Source organism: Streptomyces iakyrus (assembly GCF_000717055.1).
In the GTDB taxonomy this organism is placed as follows: Bacteria; Actinomycetota; Actinomycetes; order Streptomycetales; family Streptomycetaceae; genus Streptomyces; species Streptomyces iakyrus.
The window spans coordinates 139,866-162,217 of record NZ_JNXI01000018.1 but is presented as its reverse complement, the minus strand read 5'-3'; the positions used below and the strand labels follow the sequence as shown (position 1 = coordinate 162,217).

The 22,352-nt window shown below is 71.5% G+C and carries 21 protein-coding genes and 3 pseudogenes; 13 read left to right on the top strand and 11 right to left on the bottom strand.

Annotation, left to right across the window (positions count from 1 at the left end; translation table 11 throughout):
• A partial coding sequence (locus tag OO68_RS28125; RefSeq protein ID WP_033311962.1) for a transposase occupies positions 1-165 on the top strand: 165 nt, incomplete at its 5' end.
• Between the two features lie 57 nt (positions 166-222).
• Here OO68_RS28125 and argH read toward each other — a convergent pair.
• A complete protein-coding gene (gene argH / locus OO68_RS28120) occupies positions 223-1,662 on the bottom strand; it encodes an argininosuccinate lyase (RefSeq protein WP_033311961.1) in 1,440 nt (479 codons plus the stop codon).
• 224 nt (positions 1,663-1,886) lie between these two features.
• Here argH and OO68_RS42485 point away from each other — a divergent pair.
• From OO68_RS42485 to OO68_RS28085, 7 genes and pseudogenes are all read left to right on the top strand, one after another.
• Positions 1,887-2,502, top strand: a pseudogene (locus OO68_RS42485) (hypothetical protein).
• Between the two features lie 136 nt (positions 2,503-2,638).
• Positions 2,639-3,226 (top strand): pyridoxamine 5'-phosphate oxidase family protein, encoded by a 588-nt coding sequence (locus OO68_RS28110; protein WP_033311960.1) that lies wholly within the window; start codon positions 2,639-2,641, stop codon positions 3,224-3,226.
• 3 nt (positions 3,227-3,229) lie between these two features.
• On the top strand, positions 3,230-3,928 hold the full coding sequence (locus tag OO68_RS28105; protein ID WP_033311959.1) for a L,D-transpeptidase family protein: 699 nt from the start codon (positions 3,230-3,232) through the stop codon (positions 3,926-3,928).
• A 127-nt stretch (positions 3,929-4,055) separates the two neighbouring features.
• Positions 4,056-5,438 carry a ferredoxin reductase family protein gene (locus OO68_RS28100; RefSeq protein WP_033311958.1) on the top strand — a complete coding sequence of 461 codons (1,383 nt, stop codon included), beginning with the start codon at positions 4,056-4,058 and terminating at the stop codon, positions 5,436-5,438.
• 40 nt (positions 5,439-5,478) lie between these two features.
• Positions 5,479-6,091 (top strand): annotated as a pseudogene (locus OO68_RS46950) (FMN-binding protein); the annotation flags it as partial.
• Positions 6,092-6,197: 106 nt separating this feature from the next.
• The gene (locus tag OO68_RS48765) at positions 6,198-6,302 is read left to right on the top strand and encodes an FMN-binding protein (RefSeq protein ID WP_439332899.1); all 105 of its coding nucleotides are present in this window, start codon (positions 6,198-6,200) and stop codon (positions 6,300-6,302) included.
• Complete coding sequence (locus tag OO68_RS28085) at positions 6,295-7,098, top strand: FAD:protein FMN transferase (protein WP_245237190.1); 804 nt, start codon at positions 6,295-6,297, stop codon at positions 7,096-7,098. Before OO68_RS48765 ends, OO68_RS28085 begins: the two co-directional genes overlap by 8 nt.
• Before the next feature lie 169 nt (positions 7,099-7,267).
• Here the strand turns inward: OO68_RS28085 and OO68_RS28080 are convergent, their stop codons facing one another.
• Genes OO68_RS28080 through argC form a run of 5 tightly spaced genes read right to left on the bottom strand, consistent with a single transcriptional unit; the run spans position 7,268 to position 12,104 of the window.
• A complete protein-coding gene (locus OO68_RS28080; RefSeq protein WP_033311957.1) occupies positions 7,268-7,813 on the bottom strand; it encodes an arginine repressor in 546 nt (181 codons plus the stop codon).
• A gap of 7 nt (positions 7,814-7,820) precedes the next feature.
• Positions 7,821-9,020: an acetylornithine transaminase gene (locus OO68_RS28075; RefSeq protein WP_033311956.1), complete on the bottom strand. Its 1,200-nt coding sequence runs from the start codon at positions 9,018-9,020 to the stop codon at positions 7,821-7,823.
• Complete coding sequence (argB, locus tag OO68_RS28070) at positions 9,017-9,931, bottom strand: acetylglutamate kinase (RefSeq protein WP_033311955.1); 915 nt, start codon at positions 9,929-9,931, stop codon at positions 9,017-9,019. Before argB ends, OO68_RS28075 begins: the two co-directional genes overlap by 4 nt.
• Positions 9,928-11,079 carry a bifunctional glutamate N-acetyltransferase/amino-acid acetyltransferase ArgJ gene (gene argJ, locus OO68_RS28065; RefSeq protein WP_033311954.1) on the bottom strand — a complete coding sequence of 384 codons (1,152 nt, stop codon included), beginning with the start codon at positions 11,077-11,079 and terminating at the stop codon, positions 9,928-9,930. The genes argB and argJ overlap by 4 nt, the downstream gene beginning before the upstream one ends.
• Positions 11,076-12,104, bottom strand: a complete 1,029-nt coding sequence (gene argC, locus OO68_RS28060) for an N-acetyl-gamma-glutamyl-phosphate reductase (protein ID WP_033311953.1) — start codon at positions 12,102-12,104, stop codon at positions 11,076-11,078. The genes argJ and argC overlap by 4 nt, the downstream gene beginning before the upstream one ends.
• 172 nt (positions 12,105-12,276) lie before the next feature.
• Between argC and OO68_RS28055 the strand changes: the two genes are divergently transcribed.
• Entirely contained in the window at positions 12,277-12,954 is a 678-nt protein-coding gene (locus tag OO68_RS28055) for a DUF6215 domain-containing protein (protein WP_063739343.1), read from the top strand.
• A 60-nt stretch (positions 12,955-13,014) separates the two neighbouring features.
• Here the strand turns inward: OO68_RS28055 and OO68_RS28050 are convergent, their stop codons facing one another.
• Entirely contained in the window at positions 13,015-15,501 is a 2,487-nt protein-coding gene (locus OO68_RS28050) for an alpha-L-arabinofuranosidase family protein (RefSeq protein ID WP_033311952.1), read from the bottom strand.
• Positions 15,502-15,638: 137 nt separating this feature from the next.
• Here OO68_RS28050 and OO68_RS28045 point away from each other — a divergent pair, with 137 nt between their 5' ends.
• Complete coding sequence (locus OO68_RS28045; protein ID WP_033311951.1) at positions 15,639-16,079, top strand: DUF6314 family protein; 441 nt, start codon at positions 15,639-15,641, stop codon at positions 16,077-16,079.
• On the opposite strand, the pseudogene OO68_RS42475 reads toward OO68_RS28045, so the two are convergent.
• The 3 genes and pseudogenes from OO68_RS42475 to OO68_RS28030 form a co-directional block, all read right to left on the bottom strand.
• Positions 16,061-16,693, bottom strand: a pseudogene (locus OO68_RS42475) (histidine phosphatase family protein). The gene OO68_RS28045 and the pseudogene OO68_RS42475 sit on opposite strands and share 19 nt — an antisense overlap.
• A 73-nt stretch (positions 16,694-16,766) precedes the next feature.
• On the bottom strand, positions 16,767-17,207 hold the full coding sequence (locus OO68_RS28035; protein WP_033311950.1) for a GNAT family N-acetyltransferase: 441 nt from the start codon (positions 17,205-17,207) through the stop codon (positions 16,767-16,769).
• Between the two features lie 40 nt (positions 17,208-17,247).
• Positions 17,248-18,684: an aminotransferase-like domain-containing protein gene (locus OO68_RS28030; protein ID WP_033311949.1), complete on the bottom strand. Its 1,437-nt coding sequence runs from the start codon at positions 18,682-18,684 to the stop codon at positions 17,248-17,250.
• Here OO68_RS28030 and OO68_RS28025 point away from each other — a divergent pair.
• Both OO68_RS28025 and OO68_RS28020 read left to right on the top strand, forming a co-directional pair.
• Entirely contained in the window at positions 18,683-19,603 is a 921-nt protein-coding gene (locus OO68_RS28025; RefSeq protein WP_078625485.1) for a DMT family transporter, read from the top strand. The two genes, OO68_RS28030 and OO68_RS28025, sit on opposite strands and share 2 nt — an antisense overlap.
• Positions 19,604-19,696: 93 nt before the next feature.
• On the top strand, positions 19,697-19,897 hold the full coding sequence (locus tag OO68_RS28020; protein WP_033311947.1) for a DUF1918 domain-containing protein: 201 nt from the start codon (positions 19,697-19,699) through the stop codon (positions 19,895-19,897).
• Position 19,898: 1 nt separating this feature from the next.
• On the opposite strand, the gene OO68_RS28015 is transcribed toward OO68_RS28020, so the two are convergent.
• Positions 19,899-21,128: a glycoside hydrolase family 10-like protein gene (locus OO68_RS28015; protein ID WP_033311946.1), complete on the bottom strand. Its 1,230-nt coding sequence runs from the start codon at positions 21,126-21,128 to the stop codon at positions 19,899-19,901.
• Positions 21,129-21,307: 179 nt separating this feature from the next.
• Here OO68_RS28015 and OO68_RS28010 point away from each other — a divergent pair, with 179 nt between their 5' ends.
• Positions 21,308-22,183 carry a 3-hydroxybutyryl-CoA dehydrogenase gene (locus tag OO68_RS28010; RefSeq protein ID WP_033311945.1) on the top strand — a complete coding sequence of 292 codons (876 nt, stop codon included), beginning with the start codon at positions 21,308-21,310 and terminating at the stop codon, positions 22,181-22,183.
• The last annotated feature ends 169 nt before the right edge of the window (positions 22,184-22,352 follow it).

Sequence of the window (22,352 nt, the reverse complement as noted above, 5' to 3'; positions counted from 1 at the left end):
GAGGAGGACAACGCCGAACACCGGCGTGTGCGGGCTCGCGTCGAGCACACCTTCGCCCGAATGAAGAACTGGAAGATCCTCCGCGACTGCCGCCAAAGGCGCGACGGCCTCCATCACGCCATCCAGGCGGTGGCCACCATGCACAACCTCGCCATGGCAGGGTGAAACAGCAGGGGCAGTCATCACCCAGACACGCCGCCACCAGGCCTTCTGCAACACCCTTTAGAGGGCGCTGCTGCTCCTGGCCACCGCCCACTCGTGCTGGGCCGCCACGTCGGCCTTCACCTCAGCCAGCTGGACGGCGACCGCGCTCGGGGCCGTGCCACCCCTGCCGTTGCGGGAGGCCAGGGCTCCGGGGACGTTGAGGACCGTGCGGACCTCGGGGGTCAGGTGGCTGGAGATCTTCGCGAACTGGTCGTCCGTCAGTTCGTCCAGCTCTTTGCCCTCGGCCTCGGCGGCCTTGACGCACTCCCCCGCGACCTCGTGGGCCACGCGGAACGGGACGCCCTGCTTGACCAGCCACTCGGCGATGTCCGTGGCGAGGGAGAAGCCGGCGGGTGCCAGTTCCTCCATGCGCTCGCGGTGGACGGCGAGGGTGGCCATCATGCCGGTGAAGGCCGGGAGCAGGACCTCCAGCTGGTCGATGGAGTCGAAGACCGGCTCCTTGTCCTCCTGGAGGTCGCGGTTGTACGCGAGCGGGAGGGCCTTCAGCGTGGCCATCAGGCCCGTCAGGTTGCCGATCAGACGGCCGGACTTGCCGCGCGCCAGCTCCGCGATGTCCGGGTTCTTCTTCTGCGGCATGATCGACGAGCCCGTCGAGAACGCGTCGTGCAGGGTCACGAAGGAGAACTCCTTCGTGTTCCAGATGATGACCTCCTCGGCGATCCGGGAGAGGTTGACCCCGATCATCGCCGTGATGAACGCGAACTCGGCGACGAAGTCGCGGGAGGCCGTGCCGTCGATGGAGTTGCCGGCCGAGCCGTGCTCGAAGCCGAGGTCCTTGGCCACCGCCTCCGGGTCCAGCCCGAGGGAGGAGCCCGCCAGGGCGCCGGAGCCGTAGGGCGAGACCGCCGTGCGGGCGTCCCACTGGCGCAGCCGTTCCGCGTCCCGGGAGAGGGACTGGACGTGGGCCAGGACGTGGTGGGCGAAGAGGACGGGCTGGGCGTGCTGGAGGTGGGTGCGGCCGGGCATGGCCACGTCCGGGTGCGCCTCGGCCAGGCCGATCAGCGCGTCCTGAAGCTCGGCGATGAGGCCGCCGACGATCCGGGCGTGGTCCCGCAGGTACATGCGGAAGAGGGTCGCGACCTGGTCGTTGCGGGACCGGCCCGCGCGCAGCTTGCCGCCCAGGTCGGGGCCGAGGCGCTCCAGGAGGCCGCGCTCCAGGGCGGTGTGGACGTCCTCGTCGGCGATCGTGCCCACGAACGAGCCGTCGGCGACGTCCGCCTCCAGCTGGTCGAGACCGGCGATCATGCGGGTCAGCTCGTCCTCCGTGAGCAGGCCCGCCTTGTGCAGCACACGCGCGTGGGCACGGGAACCGGCGATGTCGTACGGCGCGAGACGCCAGTCGAAGTGGACGGACGCGGACAGCTTCGCCAGGGCCTCGGCGGGACCGTCGGCGAAACGACCGCCCCAGAGCCGGACGTCACCGCTGTTGCTGCTCACCTGCGTGCTCCTCAAGGGGTGTGGATGTGCCTCACCGTCATGCATGAGTATGCAGAGCTCTGCATGATTCGTCAATTCAGCGGGGCCGGGGAGCGGATTCCGGCCAGGTGAGAGGAATTTGAAGATCCTTTGAACGCGGGAAACCGCTTACCCGTACCTCTCGCCGAACGCAGGCGCCGCGTTACGACACCGACAACACCCCGACCCCCTAGTGAGGCATCCGCATGTCCAGGGCTCTTCCGAAGTACAACAAGCGTCGCGTCACGTTCATCGGCGGCGCCGCCGCGGTGGCACTGTCCGGCACGGTGATCGCCGGATTCGCCCTCGCCGGGGAGGGCTCCAAGAGCGACGGGACCAGCGCCCGGACACTCGCGAGCCCCGGCACGATCACCTGCCCGGACGTCAGGTCGAAGCTCAAGGACAAGCGCGTCGCGACCGTCAACCGCATCGCCACCGCCATCGGACGGACCGCCGCCAAGCCGCAGGGCCTGGACTCCCTGGCCACCTGCACGCTGAACGCCGCGGGTACGAACGCGGGCGGCGGCGCGGCCGGCAAGCCGCAGGCGGGCGGCAACGCGGGGAATGCAGGGAACGCCGGCAACGCGGGCAATGCCGGTAACGCGGGCAACGCAGGGAATGCCGGCAACGCCGCCGCCGGCACGATCACCTGCCCCGACGTCCGCTCCAAGCTGCCTGACGTGCCCGCCTCCGCCAAGGCCGAGGTCGACCGCCAAGGACAAGCGCGTCGCGACCGTCAACCGCATCGCCACCGCCATCGGACGGACCGCCGCCAAGCCGCAGGGCCTGGACTCCCTGGCCACCTGCACGCTCACCAAGTGAGGTGACAGGCGCTGTGGCCGCCCCGTGGGAGCGCCGGCCGGGGCGGCCACGGACGACGCCTGCTGGATCCGGCAGAGGTGACCGGATCCCGCAAATCTTTAGACAGTCGAAAGATCTGCGACCATAATCGTTCGGCATGGGAAAGACTTATGAGCGCATAGACGGCCGGCTCCGCACCTTCATAGAGGCGCAGCCGGTCTTCTTCACCGCCACCGCCCCTCTGGCCGCCGACGGCACGGTCAACCTTTCACCCAAGGGGCTCACGGGCTCCTTCGCGGTGCTGGACGAGCTCACGGTGGCCTACCTCGACTTCGCCGGTTCCAACGCCGAGACCATCGCCCACCTCCGGGAGAACGGGCGGATCACGCTGATGTGGTGCGCCTTCCAGGGCCCGCCGAACATCGTCCGTGTACACGGCAGGGGTGAGCCGGTCTTCCGCGACGACCCCCGTTTCCGGGAACTGCTCGGGCACTTCCCGGACATCGACCCGACGCAGCACGGCCTGCGCGCGATCATCGTCGTCACCGCCGAACTCGTCCGCGACACCTGCGGCTACGGGGTGCCCTTCATGGCGTACGAGGAGGACCGGGACCTGCACTCCAAGCGGTTCGCCCGGGAGGACGACGCCTCGCTCAGCGCGTACTTCAGCACAAAGGAGCACATCGCCAGCAGCCTGGACGGACTACCCGGGCTGCCGTTGCCGCTGCCTCCCTCTACGGTCTGAGGCATGCGCCCCGGTGCCGTCACCCTCGCCCTCTCCTCCCTGATCGTGCTCGGCGCCGGGCCGCCCGCCCCGCCGCCGCTGCCGGCCCGGATGGCGGACACCGGCGGCGGCACCCAGCTGATCACCGCGGTGGCCCCGCAGCGGGCCTCGACGACCGGCACGCTCACCTGGTGGGACCGCGGCGGAGACGGACGCTGGGTGAAGAGGGGCTCCGCGCCCGCGCGCTTCGGGGCGAACGGGCTGGTCGCGGGCGCCTCCCGCAAGCAGGGCACCAGCACCACACCCACCGGCCTCTACCGTCTGCCGTACGCCTTCGGCATCAAGGCGGCGCCGCCCGGGACGGCGTACGGCTACCGCAGGGTGCACCGGGACTCCTGGTGGTGCCAGGACAACGACTCCCGCTCCTACAACCGCTGGAGCGAGCCCCGCGCGGCCGACTGCCGGGCCGCCGAGGCCGAGCGGCTGATCACCTACCGCGCCCAGTACGCACACGCCCTCGTCATCGGCTTCAACTACGAGCGTCCCGTGCGGGGGCGCGGCGCGGGGATCTTCCTCCATGTCAACGGGCGGGGCGCGACGGCCGGTTGTGTGTCCGTGCCCGAGGACGCGATGCGGCGGCTCCTGACCTGGGCCGACCCCGCGCGGCGGCCGCACATCGCCGTCGGCACGGTGAACGGGAAGACGGCCGTCACGCGGCTGTGACGGGGCGTCGGCCGGGCGTGGGTTACCAGCGGTCACTCCTCTTCGCAGCCGACTCGGACCGTGGCTGAACACTCCCGTGTCCCGGCACGTATCTGTGGGCCAAGGGTCAAGTCCCCACGGAGGAACCGTGACCACCACGCTCGCAGGCGGACGTGCCGCCCGCCGCCAGACGATGCGCCGCATCCGCCCGCGCCGCTCCCCGGCCGTCCCGCTGCTGATCGCCCTGTGGGCCGGTGCGGCGGCCGTGCTGTGGCTGTGGTGGGACAACACACCGTCCCTCGCGGACAACACGAGCAAGATCCTGGCCGCCGGCCGGATCACCGGTCTGCTCGCCGGCTACCTCATGGCGCTGGTGGTGCTCCAGATGGCCCGGGTGCCCGCGCTGGAGCGCCGGGTGGGCACCGACCGGGTCGCGCGCTGGCACGCCATGACCGGCCGCTACACGCTCTGCCTGGTCCTCGCCCACGTCTTCCTCATCATGTGGGGCTACGCCCTGCAGGCGGGCAAGGGGCTCGGCGACATCGTCCAGCAGACGACCGACTCCATCAACCAGCTGCCGGACATGGGCAAGGCCGCCATCGGCACGGGCCTGCTGTTCCTCATCGGGATCCTGTCGATCGGCGGGGTGCGCCGGCTGATCGGGTACGACACCTGGTACCACGTGCACCTGCTGACGTACGCGGCGGTGTACCTGACGTTCTGGCACCAGATCACCACCGGCAACGAGTTCGCCGTCGAGCCGGCCGCGAAGACCTTCTGGTACGGGCTGTACGGCGTGGTGACCGCGCTGGTCGTCTGGTACCGGATCCTCACCCCGATCCGGCTGAACATGCGGCACCGCATGCGGGTGGCGGCGGTCATAGAGGAGACCCCCGGGATCGTGTCCGTGCTGATCAGCGGGCGCAAGCTGCACCGGATGGGCGCGGAGGCCGGGCACTTCTTCCGCTGGCGGTTCAAGGCGCCGGGCATGCGCTTCAGTTCCCACCCGTACTCGCTGTCGGCGGCGCCCCGCCCGGACATGCTGCGGATCACGGTCAAGGCGATCGGTGACCACACCTCCCGGCTGCGTGATCTCGAACCGGGCACCAAGGTGTGGGCCGAGGGCCCGTACGGCGCGATGACCGCCCAGCGCCGCAGCCGCGGCAAGGTGCTGCTGGTCGCGGGCGGTGTGGGCATCACCCCGATGCGGGCGCTGTTCGAGACGCTGCCGGGCGCGTCCGGCGACATCACCCTGCTCTACCGGGCCAACACCACGCAGGACCTGGCGCTGTGGGGCGAGCTCGCCAAGATCGCCGACGAGCGCGGCGCCCGGCTGATGTACGCGGTCAACAGCCCGGAGGGCGAACGCCCCGACATCTCGGCGGAGTCCCTCCAGCGCAAGATCCCGGACATCGAGGACCACGACGTCTTCATGTGCGGGCCGCCCGGCTTCGCCCAGTCCGTCTACGAGGCACTGCGCGGCGCGGGAGTACCCGCTCGCCGTATCCATCACGAGTCGTTCGAGATGTGAGCGACGGGACACCAACGGTCTTTCAGGAGTTTGGGAAACGATGAGGAAGTCTCACCCCGTCCGGCGTGCCGTGCTCGCCGGCGCAGCCACCGTCTCCGGGATCGTGCTGCTGCTGTCCCTGAAGCCGGCCTCCGACCCGGGTTCGGCCCAGGCGGCGGGCCAGGCGCCGCCCGCGGCGGCCGGGCAGGCACCGCAGGGCGGCGTGAACGGCGCGGTCACCGGTGACGCCGCGCAGACGCAGTACGGCGCGGTGCAGGTCCGCCTGACCATGAACAACGGCAAGATCACCCAGGCCGAGGCGGTGCAGGCCCCCAAGGGCGGCCGCAGCGACCAGATCACGGCCAGCTCGGTGCCGCGTCTGAACCAGGCGGCGGTCGCGGCGCAGAGCGCGGAGATCGACGCGGTCTCGGGCGCCACGTACACCAGCGCCGGCTACAAGAAGTCCCTCCAGTCCGCACTGGACAAGGCGAAGGCGTGCCGAGGCGGTCCAGGCCCCCAAGGGCGGCCGCAGCGACCAGATCACCTCCTCCTCCGTCCCCCGCCTCAACCAGGCGGCCGTGGCGGCCGGAAACGCGGACATCGACGCGGTCTCGGGCGCCACGTACACCAGCGCCGGCTACAAGAAGTCCCTCCAGTCCGCACTGGACAAGGCTCCGGCCGGCGGCGGCTCCTCGCAGGGCCGAGGCGGTCCAGGCCCCCAAGGGCGGCCGCAGCGACCAGATCACCTCCTCCTCCGTCCCCCGCCTCAACCAGGCGGCCGTGGCGGCCGGAAACGCGCAGATCGACGCCGTGTCCGGGGCCACGTACACCAGCGCCGGCTACAAGAAGTCCCTCCAGTCCGCACTGGACCAGGCCGGTGGCTGACACCGTGGCCGACTCCGCAGAGGCTCCCGCCGCGGTACGTCATGCCGAGGAGACGATGGGGACCGTCTTCTCCTTCGACGTCCGCGGCGGGGAACCGGCCGCCGTGCGCGCGGCCCTGGACGAGGCCGTCGCCGGACTGCACCGGGTCGACGAGGTGTTCAGCACCTACCGCGAGGACAGCCAGATCTCCCGGCTCCAGCGCGGGGAGCTGACGGTCGCGGAGTGCGACCGCGAGGTCGCCGAGGTGCTGGAACTGGCCGCCGAGGCGGAGCGCAGGAGCGACGGCTGGTTCAGCACGTCGTACCGGGGCCGCCTCGATCCGACCGGCATCGTCAAGGGCTGGGCGGTCGAGCGGGCGGCGCGGCGTCTGGCGGACGTGCCCGGGGTGTGCGGAGTGAATCTGAACGGCGGCGGCGACGTGCAGTTGCTCGGGACGCCGGGTGGGCAGCGGCCGTGGCGGGTGGGGGTGGCCGATCCGTTGCGGCCCGGGGGTCTCGCGGCGGTCGTCTCCGCGGCGGGGGTGTCGGAATTGGCCGTCGCCACGTCCGGTACGGCCGAACGGGGAGACCACATCGTCGATCCCCGGACGGGGCGTTCAGCCGTGACGGACCTGGTCTCCGTGACGGTGGTGGGGCCCCGGCTGACGTTCGTCGACTGCTGGGCCACGGCGGCGTTCGCGATGGGCTCGCGGGAGGGCCTGGCATGGCTGGAGTCGCTGCCGGACGTGGAAGCGCTGCTGATCACGGCCGGGGATGAGGTTCGTTGCACCGGGGGGCTGGCGGCGCGGCTGGGGTGAGTTGTGGCTCGGGGCGGGGCGTTTCGCAGCCCGGCGTAGCGGGGTGCCGCCGCTGCGCCCACCCGTGCCGCCCTCAGCGGCACGACTGCCCGCAGCTTGAGCGGACCGGCCCAGGGGCGCGGGGAACTGCGCGATCAGCCACAGCGCTCCCGCACCCGAACGACAACCTCTAGTGCCCGTTCTGGGCCAGCCTCAGCAAATGGTCGGCCAGCGCCTGACCACCCGTCGGCTCCCTGCTGATCAGCAGCAACGTGTCGTCACCCGCGATCGTCCCCAGGATGTCGTGCAACTCGGCCTGGTCGATGGCCGACGCCAGGAACTGCGCCGCCCCCGGAGGGGTCCGCAGGACCACGAGGTTCGCCGAAGCCTCCGCGGAGATCAGCAGCTCCTGGGAGAGCCGCCGCATCCGCTCCTCCTTCGCCGACCCGCCCAGCGGCGCCCGGGGCGTACGGAACCCGCCCTCGCTGGGCACCGCGTAGATCAGGTCGCCGTCGGCGTTGCGGATCTTCACCGCGTTCAGCTCGTCAAGGTCCCGGCTGAGCGTCGCCTGTGTGACGCTCAGTCCGTCGTCGGCGAGCAGCTTCGCCAGCTGGCTCTGCGACCGGACCGGCTGCCGGTTGAGGATGTCCACGATCCGGCGGTGGCGGGCGGTGCGGGTCTGCGGCACGGCGGGCCCGTTCGCCCCCGGCTGCTCGTGGTCCTGCGCCTGGCTCATCGTCGTCTCATTCCCCGGTTCGTCCGTCCCCGCTCGCTGTCTGGAGGATTCCGGGCAGCGCCCCGAGGAACGCGTCCACCTCGTCGTCGCGGAGGTTCAGCGGCGGCATCAGCCGGACGACGTCGGGGGCGGGCACGTTCACCAGGAATCCGGCCTCCTGAGCCGCCTGGCGCACCTGGGGCGCGAGCGGCTCGGTCAGCACGATACCCAGGAGGAGTCCCGTCCCCCGGACGAAATCGATCAACTGATGACCGAGGCCCTCGATTCCGTCCCGCAACCTCTCGCTCTGCCGCTTGACGTTCTCCAGCAACCCCTCGTTCTCGATGGTGTCGAGGACGGCGAGCCCGGCGGCGCAGGCGACGGGGTTGCCGCCGAAGGTGGTGCCGTGCTGGCCGGGCTGGAGCAGGTCGGCCGCGCGCCCGAAGGCGACGGTGGCGCCCAGCGGCAGCCCTCCGCCGAGCTGCTTGGCGAGGGTGACGACGTCGGGCAGGACGCCCTCGTGGGCCTGGTACTCGAACCAGTGCCCGGTCCGGCCGATGCCGGTCTGCACCTCGTCGAGGACGAGGAGCGCCCCGGTCGCGGCGGTGATGGCCCGGGCCGCCTTGAGGTAGCCGGCCGGCGGGACGACCACCCCGAGCTCGCCCTGGATCGGTTCGAGGATGACCAGCGCGGTCTCCTCGGTGACCGCGGCGGCCAGGGCCTGCGCGTCACCGAACGGGACGTGCGTGACGTCGGCGGGCAGCGGCAGGAACGGGTCGCGCTTGCCGGCCTGGCCGGTCATGGCCAGCGCGCCCATGGTCCGGCCGTGGAAGGCGCCCTCGGTGGCCACGACGTGGGTCCGGCCGGTCAGCCGGCCGATCTTGAACGCGGCCTCGTTGGCCTCGGCCCCGGAGTTGCAGAAGAAGACCTTGCCGTCCCGGCCGAAGAGGCGCAGCAGCCGCTCGGCGAGGGCGACGGTCGGCTCGGCCATGAAGAAGTTGGAGATGTGGCCGAGGGAGCCGATCTGCCGGGTGACGGCCTCCACCACCGCCGGGTGGGCGTGGCCGAGGGCGTTGGTGGCGATGCCGCCGACGAAGTCGAGGTAGGAGGTGCCGTCGGCGTCCCACACGCGGGTGCCCTCACCGCGCGCCAGGGGCAGCAGCGGGGTGCCGTAGTTGTTCATGAGCGCGCCCTGCCACCGCTCGGCGTACTCCTGATGGGCGGTCATACGGCGTCCCCCTCTGGCTCGTCGGGCACGACCATCGTGCCGATGCCCTCGTCGGTGAAGATCTCCAGCAAAATCGAGTGCTGGACCCGGCCGTCGATGACGCGGGCGGTGGTCACGCCGCCCCGCACGGCGTGCAGGCAGCCCTCCATCTTCGGCACCATGCCGGACGACAGGTCCGGCAGCAGCCGCTCCAGCTCGGTCGCGGTGAGGCGGCTGATCACCTCGTCGCTGTGCGGCCAGTCCTCGTAGAGGCCCTCGACGTCCGTGAGGACCATGAGGGTTTCGGCGTCCAGTGCAGCAGCGAGTGCCGCAGCCGCCGTATCAGCATTGACGTTGTAGACATGTCCGTCGTCCTGGGAGCGGGCGATCGAGGAGACGACCGGGATGCGGCCGTCGGCGAGCAGGGCCTCGATGGCGCCGGTGTCGATCGCGGTGATCTCGCCGACGCGCCCGATGTCGACCAGCTCGCCGTCGATCTCGGGCTGGTGCTTGGTGGCGGTGATGGTGTGCGCGTCCTCGCCGGTCAGGCCGACGGCGAGCGGCCCGTGCTGGTTGAGCAGCCCGACCAGTTCGCGCTGGACCTGCCCGGCCAGCACCATCCGTACGACGTCCATGGCGTCCTCGGTGGTCACCCTCAGGCCGGCCTTGAACTCGCTGACGATGCCGTGCTGGTCGAGGGCGGCGCTGATCTGCGGGCCGCCGCCGTGCACGACGACGGGCTTGAGGCCGGCGTGGTGCAGGAACACCACGTCCTGGGCGAAGGCGGCCTTGAGGTCCTCGTCGATCATGGCGTTGCCGCCGAACTTGATGACGACCGTCTTGCCGTTGTGCCGGACCAGCCAGGGCAGGGCCTCGATGAGGATCTGCGCCTTGGGCAGCGCGGTGTGCTTGCGTGTCGCTCCACTGCTCATGACGAGTACGCGCTGTTCTCGTGGACGTAGTCGGCGGTGAGGTCGTTGGTCCAGATGGTGGCGGTCTCGGACCCGGCGGCGAGGTCGGCGACGATGTGCACCTCGCGGTAGCGCATGTCGACCTGGTCGCGGTCCTCGCCGACACCGCCGTTCTTGCACACCCACACGCCGTTGATCGCGACGTTGAGCCGGTCGGGCTCGAAGGCGGCGGACGTGGTGCCGATCGCGGAGAGCACGCGGCCCCAGTTGGGGTCCTCGCCGTGGATGGCGCACTTGAGGAGGTTGTTGCGGGCGATGGAGCGGCCCACCTCGACGGCGTCGTCCTCGGACGCGGCGTTGATCACCTCGACCTTGATGTCCTTGCTGGCGCCCTCGGCGTCCCGGATGAGCTGCTGGCCGAGGTCGTCGCAGACCTGCCGTACGGCCTCGGCGAACTCCTCGTACTCCGGGGTGACGCCGGCCGAGCCGGAGGCGAGCAGCAGCACGGTGTCGTTGGTGGACATGCAGCCGTCGGAGTCGACCCGGTCGAAGGTCGTCCGGGTGGCCGCCCGCAGCGCCTTGTCCAGGGCCTCGTTCTCGAGGTCCGCGTCGGTGGTGAGGACGACGAGCATGGTGGCGAGGCCGGGGGCGAGCATGCCCGCGCCCTTGGCCATGCCGCCGACGGTCCAGCCGTCCTTGGTGACGACGGACGTCTTGTGGACGGTGTCGGTGGTCTTGATGGCGATGGCGGCCTTCTCGCCGCCGTGCTCGGAGAGCCGGGCGGCGGCGGTCTCGATGCCCGGGAGCAGCTTGTCCATCGGGAGCAGGAGGCCGATGAGGCCGGTGGAGCAGACGGCCACCTCGATGGCGCCCCGGCCCAGGACCTCGGCGGCTTTCTCCGCCGTCGCGTGCGTGTCCTGGAAGCCCTTCGGTCCGGTACAGGCGTTGGCGCCGCCGGAGTTGAGGACGACGGCGGACACCTGGCCGCTCTTCATGACCTGCTCGGACCACTGCACCGGAGCGGCCTTCACACGGTTGGAGGTGAAGACGCCGGCGGCGGCGCGGCGGGGACCGGTGTTGACCACGAGGGCCAGGTCGGGGTTGCCGTTCTCCTTGATCCCGGCGGCGATGCCCGCCGCCGTGAATCCCTTTGCTGCCGTCACACTCACGGCGCAACTCCGATCGTCGTCAGTCCGGTGGTCTCGTCGAGACCCAGGGCGATGTTCATGCTCTGGACGGCACCGCCCGCGGTGCCCTTGGTGAGGTTGTCGATGGCGCTGATCGCGATGATCCGGCCGGCGTCCGCGTCGTACGCGACCTGCACCTGAACGGCGTTCGAACCGTAGACGGACGCCGTGGCGGGCCACTGGCCCTCGGGGAGCAGGTGCACGAACGGCTCGTCGGCGAAGGCCTTCTCGTAGACGGCGCGCAGGGACTCGGCCGTGACGCCGTCGGCGGCCTTGGCGCTGCACGTGGCCAGGATGCCGCGGGGCATCGGCGCGAGGGTCGGCGTGAAGGACACCGTGACCGGCTCTCCGGCGGCCGCGCTGAGGTTCTGGGTGATCTCGGGGGTGTGCCGGTGCCCGCCGCCGACGCCGTAAGGGGACATCGAACCCATGACCTCGCTGCCCAGCAGGTGCGGCTTGGGCGCCTTGCCCGCGCCGGACGTGCCGGACGCGGCGACGATCACGGCCTCGGGCTCCGCAAGGCCAGCCGCGTACGCCGGGGAGAGGGCGAGGGAGACGGCGGTCGGGTAGCAACCGGGCACCGCGATGCGCTTGGACCCCTCCAGCGCAGCGCGGGCGCCCGGCAGTTCGGGAAGGCCGTAGGGCCAGGTTCCGGCGTGCGGGGAGCCGTAGAACCGCTCCCAGGCGGCGGCGTCGGTCAGCCGGAAGTCGGCGCCCATGTCGACGACGAGCACGTCCGGGCCGAGCTGTTCGGCGACGGCGGCGGACTGCCCGTGCGGCAGAGCGAGGAAGACGACGTCGTGACCGGCGAGGACCTCGGGGGTGGTCTCCTGGAGCACTCGGCCGGCCAGGGGCAGCAGGTGCGGCTGGAGCGCACCGAGCCTCTGCCCCGCGTTCGAGTTGCCGGTCAGGGCGCCGATCTCGACCTCGGGGTGCGCCAGGAGCAGACGCAGCAGTTCCCCGCCCGCGTACCCACTCGCTCCGGCCACTGCCGCACGTACCGCCATGGATCCTCCTCCTTAGAGGGCATGACTATACGTTTCGCTGCACGTTTATGCAATCCCATCCAGGGGCGGCGCGGCTGCCGCGGCGGCGGTCCCGGAAACCAGCTTTGTCCTGGCCATGACCACAGGGTAAGGTCCCCGGGCACATTTCAGGGGAGCACGGCGGGTGGGGGACATGGCCGAGGAGAACGACGCGCCGATGACGGGCGCGAACGCGTGGGCACAGGCGCTCGCGGCGGTGGTGCTGGTGGGCGCACTCGGCGCCGGCTTCTGGGGGCTGGCGAAGACGTCGGCCGCGGAGAGCGAGCCGAAGCCGGCCACGTGCTCCGACACGGAGACCCCGGCCCCGAAGGGCAAGCACCTCTCCGGCGCGCAGTTGTGCAAGGCGCTGAACCGGTCCGACCTGGCCGCACTGCTGGGCACGCCGACGGAGGTCGCGAAGACCGCCTCCGGCAGTGACAGCTCCATCGGGGAGATCGCCACTCCGCAGGCGCAGGTCGAGTTCGAGACGTACACCGTGACGCTCTCGGCGACCTACGACGGCCTGCCGGTGGCCGGGTCGGAGACTCTCCTCGGAACCGACGCCCGCCCGCGGAAGACACTGGGCCGCCCGGGTGTTCTCTATTCGACCCGCACCATCAGCATCAGCTTTCGCCTCGACGGCGAGGACGCCGACAGCGGGCCCGGCGTTCCGGCCCGGGCCGTGACCGTGGCGCAGGACGCGAAGGACCGCGGCGGTTCCCTCGACGTCACCCTGTGGCGCGCGGACGGAGTGGTGCCCGACGACGCGGTGCTGCTGCGCGTCGCGGAGGCGGTGCTGCCCACGGTCCCGGGCTGGAAGGCGCGCGGCTGACCCCGCACCCGGCCGCTCTTCTGGTGTGGGCCGCCCCCGGGCGGCCCACACCGGCGAGTGCTACCTCTGCTTGATCCGCAGGAACGTCACGGAGTTCGCGGGGAAGGTGCAGGTGAATTTCGTCGCCACACCCCGCAACGTCGACGTCACCGGCGTCACCGCCGTGTCCGTCTCGGTGTTCACGGCGTCCTCGTCGGCGGCCAGCGTGGTCACGCGGGCCGTGGAGGCGACCTTGGCGCCACCGAGGTCGACGGCCGTGCGGGCCTCGGCGGACTGGGCGTTGACGACCTTGACGATCAGGTCACCGGTCTTGGCGTCCTTGGTGACGACCTGGCGGAACGGCTCGGCCGGCTTGTCGTCCTTGAAGCTGCCCCACTCCTTGCCGTCGAGGAAGAGGGTGACCTGGCGGCCGCGGACCTTGATGTCGATGTCGTAGGCACGGCCGGTCTCGATCGACCCGGGTTTCGTCATCAGGGTGCCCTTGCCCCCGTCCACGGCCTGCTCGATCGCGGACTGGGTGTTGTTCCAGCCGCCCAGGTTCCACCAGTAGTAGTTGCCGGTGTCCTTGACGCCGAAGGCGACGAGGAAGCCCTCCTTGCCGGACTTCTTGGTGGCCTTCACATGCAGGTCGTAGTCCTTCCAGGCCGGGTCGCCCGCCGTGACCATGGTGTTCTCGGCGGCGGTGTCGGTCTGGACGTAGGCCCCGTCCTGGATGCTCCAGCTGCCCCGGCCGCTGCCCGTCCACTTCGAGGCGTCACCCGAGAAGTCGTCGCTCAGCAGGGTCGAGCCGTCCGCCGAGGTGACCTTCACGTCGTCGTACGCGGCGCTGGTCGCCCACGTCGACAGGCCGACGGCGCCGGTGATGGGGCCGCTGACGTTCGGGGTCGTGGTGGCCTTCGAGGGGACGACGCGGTCGCCGACGTTGGTCATGAACAGCTTCTGGACCTCGTAGTTGGCCGAGTTCCAGGAGGCCCGGTTGTTGAACCAGATCATGTCCGGGCGCCACTGCACGTAGTCCTCGTTGGCGAGCAGCGGGGCGTACGAGGCGAGCTTGACGACGTCCGCGTTGCGCTCCAGGCCGGTCATGAAGGCGGCTTCGGCCAGGCCGTTCTTCCAGGCGTTGCCCTGCGAGGCGTACTCACCGAGGAAGACCTTGGGGCCGCCGCGGTCGTAGGAGTCGTAGCGGTCGTTGTTCTGGAGGAACCAGTTCGGGCTGTTGTAGTAGTGCTCGTCGACCATGTCGACCTTGCCCTCGCGGTTGAGCTGCCAGGCGGTGTCGAAGGTCGTGCCGGCGTCGTCCGGGCCCGAGTTGGAGATGACGGTGATGTCCGGGTACTTCGCCTTGATGGCCGTCCGGAACCGTTCGAAACGGGCGAAGAACTCCTTGGGGAGGTTCTCCTCGTTGCCGACCCCGAGGTGGGTGAGGTGGAAGGGCTTGGGGTGGCCCATCTGCGCGCGCACCTTGCCCCACTTCGAGGTCGCCGGGCCGTTGGCGAACTCGATGAGGTCGAGGGTGTCCTGGATGTGCCGCCGGAGCAGCGCCTCGTCGTCGGTGGCCTGGTTCTGGCCGCAGCCGGTCACCAGAGCGGGCACGACGGGCAGCGGCATGGCGCCGATGTCCTCGGAGAAGCGGAAGTACTCGTAGTAGCCGAGGCCGTAGCTCTGGTTGTAGCCCCAGACGTTGGCGTTGGTGGCGCGCTGCTCTACGGGGCCGATGGTGTCCTTCCACTGGTAGCTGCGCTTGCGCTGCCAGTTGGAGGCCTCGCTGTAGTCCTCCATGGAGCCGGTGTTGACCAGGCAGCCGCCGGGGAAGCGCACGAAGCCCGGCTTCAGGGCGGCGATCTTCTCGGCGAGGTCCTTGCGCAGGCCGTTCGGCTGGTTCTTGTACGTCTCGTGCGGGAACAGCGACACCTCGTCCAGCGCGGCGGCACTCGACGAGACGACGGCGAGACGGCCGCGGTTGCTGGTGCGGGTCGCAGTGAACGTGGCCTTGTACTTGGCCCAGCCGCCCTTCACGGCGACCTGGCGGGCGGTGGCGAGCGTGCCCGCGGTGTCCTTCAGCGAGGCCGTGAGTGTGGTGCCGCTCGCGGCGCGGGCCCAGACGGAGAAGTCGTACCGCTTGCCCTGCTCGACCCGGATGCCGGTGTTGTATCCGGCGTTCGTGACCGACGAGCCGGCGCCCAGGGAGAGGTAGTTGCGGTTGCGCTCGTTGAGGCGGCCCGAGTCGTTCACGACCTCGGCCGTGCCTCCGACCGCCCACGAGGTCAGGGGCGTGTAGGAGCCGTTGTCGGCGGTGGAGTACTCGAAGGACCGGTTCTGCACGAGCTCGGCGTACAGACCGCCGTCGGCGGCCCGGTTGATGTCCTCGAAGAAGACGCCGTACATCGTGTCGTCGATCGCGGCGCCCTGGGCGGACGGGTCGACGGTGATCGCGTAGTCGGTGACGTCCTCGGCGTGCGCGGGGGCCGGTACGAGGGCTGTTGCCGTCAGGAGGGCGGTGGTCGCGAGACCCAGTCTCCATCGGGTGCGGGCGGCGGTGCTTGGCATGGATACTCCGCGGCTCTCTGGTAGAGGAGTGTTCGAAATATCAGACATTGATCAGCACTTCGAACGGCAAGATAGGGAGGGGGTGCATGCGCGTCAATGGGTCGCGCAGCAACGCGTGGGACGGAGAGCGGTACGGGATGGGCGAGTTCTGGCCAGTACCGGACGTGCTGGCGTATCTGGCCGGGCGCTGGCGCGTGACACGGTCGGTGCGGGATCTCGCGAGCGGCGCGGAGGGGGAGTTCACCGGCACCACCGAGTTCCGCGCGCAGGAGACCGGCGGGCTGCTGCACCACGAGTCCGGCACCTTCGTCTGGCAGGGCGTCGCCCGGCCCGCGGAGCGGACTCTGCGGTTCCTGCCGGGCCCGGGCGGCACGGCGGACGTGCGGTTCGCCGACGGGAGGCCGTTCCACGACCTGGACCTGACGTCCGGCCGGCACCTCACCGACCATCCCTGCTCGGCGGACCTCTACCGCGGGGAGTTCACCGTCCTCGACGCCGACCACTGGCGGACGGTGTGGCACGTCCGCGGCCCCGCCAAGGACCTCGCCCTACGGACCGACTACGCGCGCGAAGGCTGAGCCGGCGCCCCGTCGAAGCGCAGGTTCCAGCGCCCGGCCCGGCCCGTCACGGACGTCGTCGACAGCGGGCGGACGTCGATGTTCCAGTACGTCGAGGGCGGTGCCTTCAGGGCGTACACCAGGGCCGCCCGGATCACCGACGGCTCGGCCACCGCGACGACCCGGCAGCCGTCCTCGACGGGCCGGGTGTCGAGCCAGCCGCCGACCCGGGTGATGAAGTCGACCAGCGACTCACCGCCGTGCGGTGTGGCGCGCGGGTCGGCGAGCCAGGCTCCCCCAAGCTCTCAACTTCGTTCGAGCAGGGAGGTACCCCCGTCGGCATCCGGCTCCCGGGCCATCGCCTCGCCCAGGGTCAGCCCGCGCCACCGGCCCATGTCGCAGTCGCGCAGGCCGAGCTGGACCAGCGGAGCGTACCCGAGCCCCTCCCCCGTCGCCCGGCTGCGCGGAGTGGGCGAGCAGTAGCGCAGTTCGGCCGCGGCGAGCGGCAGCAGTTCCTGCGCGACCCGCTCCACCTCGGCCCAGCCGGCCTGGTCCAGCGGCCGCTCGTCATCGAAACGCTCGGCGAGCACCGGGGAGCTGCGCGCGGCGGCGACGAAGGTGACCCGAAGTGGCATGCGGCGATGGTGGACGCAGCAAGTGCGCAGGTCAAGAGGTGTTACCTACGAGTTACCGAGGGTGCGCCGGCCCTCACGGGCCGAAGACGAGCGCCATCCAGTCCCCGGGGCGCTCCAGCTCCGTGAACCCGTACCTGGCGTACACCCCGTGGGCGTCGTGCGTGGCGAGCAGCACCCGCCGCACCCCGTACGACCGCAGCTCGTCCCGCACGGCGGCCACGAGCGCGCCGCCGACGCCCTTGCCGCGCACCGACGGGTCGACGTACACGTCGCACAGCCACCCGAAGGTCGCCCGGTCGGTGATCACCCGGGCGTAGGCGACCTGCTCTCCCGAAGCCGTCCCGTACACGCCGAAGTTGAGCGACCCCTCGATGGCCCGGTCCTGCTTCTCCCGGGTACGCCCCAGCGCCCAGTACGCGTCGCTGGACAGCCAGTGGTGCACGCGCTCGCGGTCGACGCGGGCGGGGTCGGCGGAGATCTCGTAGCCCTCGGGCAGGCTCGGGGTGTCGGTCATGGCCGCGATGCTCGCAGGCGGGCCGCAGGGCGTCGAGCGGTTATCGCAGCACCTCGTCACAGGCCTTGCGCAGCCGCCGCACCCCCTCGGCGATCTCCCCCGTCCCGGCGACCGCCGCGAAGCTCAGCCGGACGTGTGCGGCCGGTGGTTCGGCGCTGAAGTACGGGCGGCCGGGCGTGAGGGCGACGCCGGCCCGCAGGGCCGCGGAGGTCAGGGCCGGCTCGTCCGTGCCGTCGGGCAGGCGGGGCCACAGGTGGTAGCCGCCGGACGGGATGTGCGGCAGGGCCAGCTCCGGCAGGTGCAGGGCGAGGGCTCCGGTCATCGCGTCCCGGCGGGCCTTCAACTCCGCGGAGACGGCCCGCAGATGACGCGGCCAGGCGGGCGAGCCGACGAGTTCGAGTGCGGCCTCCTGGAGGGGGCGCGGCACGAAGAACGTGTCGACGACCTGGATGGCCCGCAGCCGCTCCAGGACCGGCCCGCGCGCGGCCAGGGCGCTGACCCGGAAGCTGGGGGAGGTCGCCTTGGTGAGCGATGAGACGTGGACGACGACACCGTCGGGGTCGTCGGCGGCCAGCGGGCGCGGCAGCGGCCCCGCGTCCTCGTGCACGAGCCGCCGCACGAAGTCGTCCTCGACGACGAACGCGCCCGCCTCCCGGGCGATGCGCAGCACCTCGGCGCGCCGCCCGGGCGCCAGGACCGCGCCGGTGGGGTTCTGGAAGAGCGGCTGGCAGACGAAGGCCGGGGCGCCGGTGGCGCGGAACGCGTCCGCGAGCAGCTCCGGCCGCACCCCGTCGGCGTCCACCGGGACGGGGACCGGGCGCAGGCCCGCCGCCCGGGCGATGGCGAGCATGCCGGGGTAGGTCGGCGATTCGACCAGGACGGGGGCGCCGGGCGGGGCGAGCGCGCGCAGGGCGGTGGTGAGCGCGGACTGCCCGCCGGCGGTGACCAGCACCTCGGCGGCCGTGACCGACCCGCCGATGCTCCGAGCGAACCATTCGCGCAGTTCCGGCAGCCCCTCCATGGGCGGGCGCCCCCAGGCGCCGGGGCGGCGCCCGGCCCGTGAGAGCGCGGCGGCCATCGCCCGCTCGGGTTGCAGCGACGGGTGCAGATAGCCGCCGTTGAACTCGATCACGCCGGGCGGCGGCGCGGCCAGCGACACCAGGACGCCGGAGGCGTCGACCGAGCGCGGCACGAGGTCGGCGGCGCCGTCGGCGCTGAGGGCGACCTCCTGCCAGGAGGTGTCTCCGGCGGGGGCCGGTGCCGTACGGGCCCGCGCGCGGAACGCGCCCGCGCCGGGCCGGGTGACCACCAGGCCCTCGGCGGCCAGCTGCGCCAGGGCCCGTGACACCGTTACCGGGCTCACCCGGAACCGCTCGACGAGCGCCCGGCTCGACGGCAGCTTTCCACCAGGTGAGTAGCGGTCGAGCTCTCGCCTGAGCTGATCGGCCAGTTCACCCACGCTGCTACGCTCGTGCATGAGAGCACAGAGTAGCGCTACTACGACCTCCCCGATAGCAGTCGCCACCCCGGGACCGGAGCGCCCCGGGTTCGGCACCCTTCAGGCCGCCCTCGGCGTCGTCGCCTTCTCCCTCACCTTCCCGGCCACCGCCTGGGGTCTTGAGGGCTTCGGGCCCTGGTCGCTCGTCGCCGTGCGGAGCGTCCTGGCCGCGGTGATCGCGGGCGGCTGTCTGCTGGCCCTGCGGGTGCCGCTCCCCGCCCGCCGGCACTGGGCGGGACTCGCGGTCGTCGGGGCCGGTGTCGTCCTCGGTTTCCCCCTGCTGACCACGCTCGCGCTGGAGACCTCCACCACCGCGCACGCCGCCGTCGTGGTCGGGCTGCTGCCGCTGACGACCGCTCTCTTCTCGGCGCTGCGTGTGGGCACCCGGCCCTCGCGCACCTTCTGGGCCGCCGCCCTCGCGGGCGCGGCGGCGGTACTGGCCTTCACCGTGCAGCAGAGCGGCGGCGCCCTGACCACCGCCGACCTGTACCTCTTCGCCGCGCTGCTGGTCTGCGCGGCCGGCTACACCGAGGGCGGCCGCCTGGCCCGGGTGATGCCGGGCTGGCAGGTGATCGGCTGGGCGCTGGTGCTGTGCCTGCCGCTGACCGTGCCCGTCGCCGCGTTCGCCCTGGCGCACGAGCCGGTGCACCTGACCGCGCACAGCGTCGCCGGGCTGCTGTGGGTCGCGGCGGGCTCGCAGTTCGTCGGGCTGGTCGTCTGGTACCGCGGCATGGCGGCCATCGGCATCCCCAAGGCCAGCCAGTTGCAGCTTGCCCAGCCGCTGCTCACACTGGTGTGGTCGGTGCTGCTGCTGGGCGAGCGCCTCACGGTCGCCGCCCCGCTGACGGCCGCGGCGGTGCTGGTCTGCATCGCCGTCACACAGCGATCACGCGGCTGAGCGGGACGGCGCACGGCCCCTGCCGGCAGGCGCCCCCCGCCGTAGACTCGGAGGCCACGGACCGCTGCTCCGCACATCGTGAGGAGGCCCCAGATGCGCGCAATCGTGGGCGACCAGCTTGTCCAGCACGGCAGGGTGGTCGGTCAGCACGACAAGGTCGGTGAGATCGTCGAAGTGCTCGGCCAGGAGGGCGGGCCCCCGTACCGCGTCCGGTTCGAGGACGGGCACGAGGGCGTGTGCTCGCCGGGTCCGGACACGGAGATCCGGCACAGGGAGACCACCACCGGGCCGTGATTCAGCGCGGGGGCGGCGCCGGCTCCCCGTAGTGGTCGGCGACGACCCGCGCCATCGCCCCGATCCGGTCGGCCGCCACGTCCCTGGCGGCGAAGTAGGCGTGTCCGCGCACCTGCGGGTACTTCCCGGCCAGCGTCAGGTGCCGGGAGAGCTCACCGGCCTTTTGCCACGCCGCGGGCTGCGCCGGGTCGCCGGCCTTGTACAGCGCCTCCCCCACGTAGAGCTGCGTCGAGCTGCCGCGTGCGACCTCCGCCCACCAGGGCAGCAGCTTGGCGTAGTCGGCGGCGGCGAAGCCGATGTTCCAGTACAGCTGCGGGACAATGTAGTCGATCCAGCCTTCGCGCACCCACTTGCGCGTGTCCGCGTGCAGGTCGTCGTAGGTCTCCACACCCGCCTTCGTGTCCGAGCCGAGCGGGTCGGTCCCGGCGTTGCGCCATACGCCGAAGGGGCTGATGCCGAAGCGAGCGCCCGGCCGGACCTCGTTGACGCGGTCCGCCGTCTCCCGCACCAGCCGGTCGATGTTGTCCCGCCGCCAGGCGGCCCGGTCCGGGAAGCCGCCGCCGTGCTCGTCGTAGGCCGCGTCGTCGTCGAAGCGCTCCCCCGCCACCGGGTACGGGTAGAAGTAGTCGTCGAAGTGGACGCCGTCCACGGGGTACTTCGCCACCGCGTCGAGCATCGCGTCCTCGACGAAGGCGCGGACCTCGGGCAGCCCGGGGTTGTAGAAGAGCTTCCCGCCGTACGTCACCACCCAGTCGGGGTTCTCCCGGGCGGGGTGTGAAGCGGCGAGCCGGGTCGGGTCGGCGTGTACGGCGACCCGGTACGGGTTGAACCAGGCGTGCAGCTTCAGGCCCCGCGCATGCGCCTCCCGGACCGCCGTACCCAGCGGGTCCCAGCCGGGGTCCTTGCCCTGGGTGCCGGTGAGGTACTGCGACCAGGGCTCGTACGGCGAGGGCCACAGGGCGTCCGCCGTGGGCCGGACCTGGAAGAACACGGTGTTGAGCCGGTTGCGGACCGCCGTGTCGAGGTGGGTGCGGAGTTCGGCGCGCTGCTGCGACGCGGTCAGCCCGGGCTTCGACGGCCAGTCGCGGTTGGCCACGGACGCGATCCAGACACCCCGCATCTCGGGGTCCGGGGCGCCGCCCCGGCGACCGGGCGCGGCCGACGCCTGAGGCATCATCGTGAACGCCGACAGCGCCGCCACCGCGAACGCCCTGCGTGAGACTCGTCCCATCCGCATGCTCCAAAAGCCGCGGATCCGCCCGGCCGCGGATCGCTCCGCGCCCAGCATGCCCGAAGCAGAGCCGACCCCGGCGATCGATCATCGATACTTCGGAGTAACGTGCACGAACGGAGCAGGCACCGGGACCCGGCGAACCTGCCCGGACGTGGATCAGCAGCGAAAGGGACGATGTGACGGACATCCCAGCGGGAGACATTGCACGCGTCGGAGTCGTGGGCTGCGGTCAGATGGGCGCGGGCATCGCCGAGGTGTGCGCCCGGGCCGGCCTGGACGTCAAGGTCGCCGAGACCACCGGCGAAGCCCTGGAGATCGGCCGCACCCGGCTGTTCACCTCCCTGGCCAAGGCCGCCGAGCGCGGCAAGATCACCGAGGAGGAGCAGGAGGCCACGCTGGCCCGCCTTAGCTTCACCACGGACCTCGGCGAGTTCGCCGACCGTGACCTCGTGATCGAGGCCGTCGTGGAGAACGAGCAGGTGAAGACCGAAATCTTCCAGGTACTGGACCAGGTCGTGACCCGGCCTGACGCCATCCTGGCCTCCAACACCTCGTCCATCCCGCTGGTGAAGCTGGCGGTGGCGACCTCGCGGCCCGACCAGGTCATCGGCATCCACTTCTTCAACCCGGCCCCGGTGCAGAAGCTCGTCGAGCTGATCCCGGCGCTGACCACGTCCGAGGGCACCATCGGCCGCGCCCAGGTGTTCACGGAGAAGCTGCTGGGCAAGCACGCGATCCGCGCCCAGGACCGCTCCGGCTTCGTGGTCAACGCGCTGCTGATCCCGTACCTGCTCTCCGCGATCCGGATGTTCGAAACGGGCATCGCCAGCCGCGAGGACATCGACAACGGCATGGAGATGGGCTGCGCCCACCCGATGGGCCCGCTGAAGCTGTCGGACCTGATCGGCCTGGACACGGTCGCCTCGGTCGCGCAGTCGATGTACGAGGAGTACAAGGAGCCCCTGTACGCCGCTCCCCCGCTCCTGCAGCGCATGGTCGACGCGGGCCGGCTGGGCCGCAAGTCCGGCTCGGGCTTCTACACGTACGCCTGACCGGCAGTCCCCGTCCGCCTCACCCCGAGGCCGGTTACGGACGGTCAGATTTCAGCCATGGCACGGGCCCGGCACCGGATGTGGTGCCGGGCCCGCGGCATTCGCACACCGTGTGCGCGCCGGGCTCGCATATGCCCTACGCACACTCTCCCCAGGCGCCCACCAGGCG

Bases quoted from the DNA above. Each gene is read 5' to 3' on its own strand.
- OO68_RS28045 (WP_033311951.1), top strand. From the start codon at position 15,639: ATGGGCGAGTTCTGGCCAGTACCGGACGTGCTGGCGTATCTGGCCGGG.
- OO68_RS28075 (WP_033311956.1), bottom strand. From the start codon at position 9,020: ATGACCGCCCATCAGGAGTACGCCGAGCGGTGGCAGGGCGCGCTCATG.
- OO68_RS28015 (WP_033311946.1), bottom strand. From the start codon at position 21,128: ATGGGACGAGTCTCACGCAGGGCGTTCGCGGTGGCGGCGCTGTCGGCG.
- OO68_RS28020 (WP_033311947.1), top strand. From the start codon at position 19,697: ATGCGCGCAATCGTGGGCGACCAGCTTGTCCAGCACGGCAGGGTGGTC.
- OO68_RS28105 (WP_033311959.1), top strand. From the start codon at position 3,230: ATGCGCCCCGGTGCCGTCACCCTCGCCCTCTCCTCCCTGATCGTGCTC.
- argC (WP_033311953.1), bottom strand. From the start codon at position 12,104: ATGGCGGTACGTGCGGCAGTGGCCGGAGCGAGTGGGTACGCGGGCGGG.
- argB (WP_033311955.1), bottom strand. From the start codon at position 9,931: ATGAGCAGTGGAGCGACACGCAAGCACACCGCGCTGCCCAAGGCGCAG.
- OO68_RS28110 (WP_033311960.1), top strand. From the start codon at position 2,639: ATGGGAAAGACTTATGAGCGCATAGACGGCCGGCTCCGCACCTTCATA.
- OO68_RS28025 (WP_078625485.1), top strand. From the start codon at position 18,683: ATGAGAGCACAGAGTAGCGCTACTACGACCTCCCCGATAGCAGTCGCC.
- OO68_RS28035 (WP_033311950.1), bottom strand. From the start codon at position 17,207: ATGACCGACACCCCGAGCCTGCCCGAGGGCTACGAGATCTCCGCCGAC.
- OO68_RS28080 (WP_033311957.1), bottom strand. From the start codon at position 7,813: ATGAGCCAGGCGCAGGACCACGAGCAGCCGGGGGCGAACGGGCCCGCC.
- OO68_RS28055 (WP_063739343.1), top strand. From the start codon at position 12,277: ATGGCCGAGGAGAACGACGCGCCGATGACGGGCGCGAACGCGTGGGCA.
- OO68_RS28030 (WP_033311949.1), bottom strand. From the start codon at position 18,684: ATGCACGAGCGTAGCAGCGTGGGTGAACTGGCCGATCAGCTCAGGCGA.
- OO68_RS28050 (WP_033311952.1), bottom strand. From the start codon at position 15,501: ATGCCAAGCACCGCCGCCCGCACCCGATGGAGACTGGGTCTCGCGACC.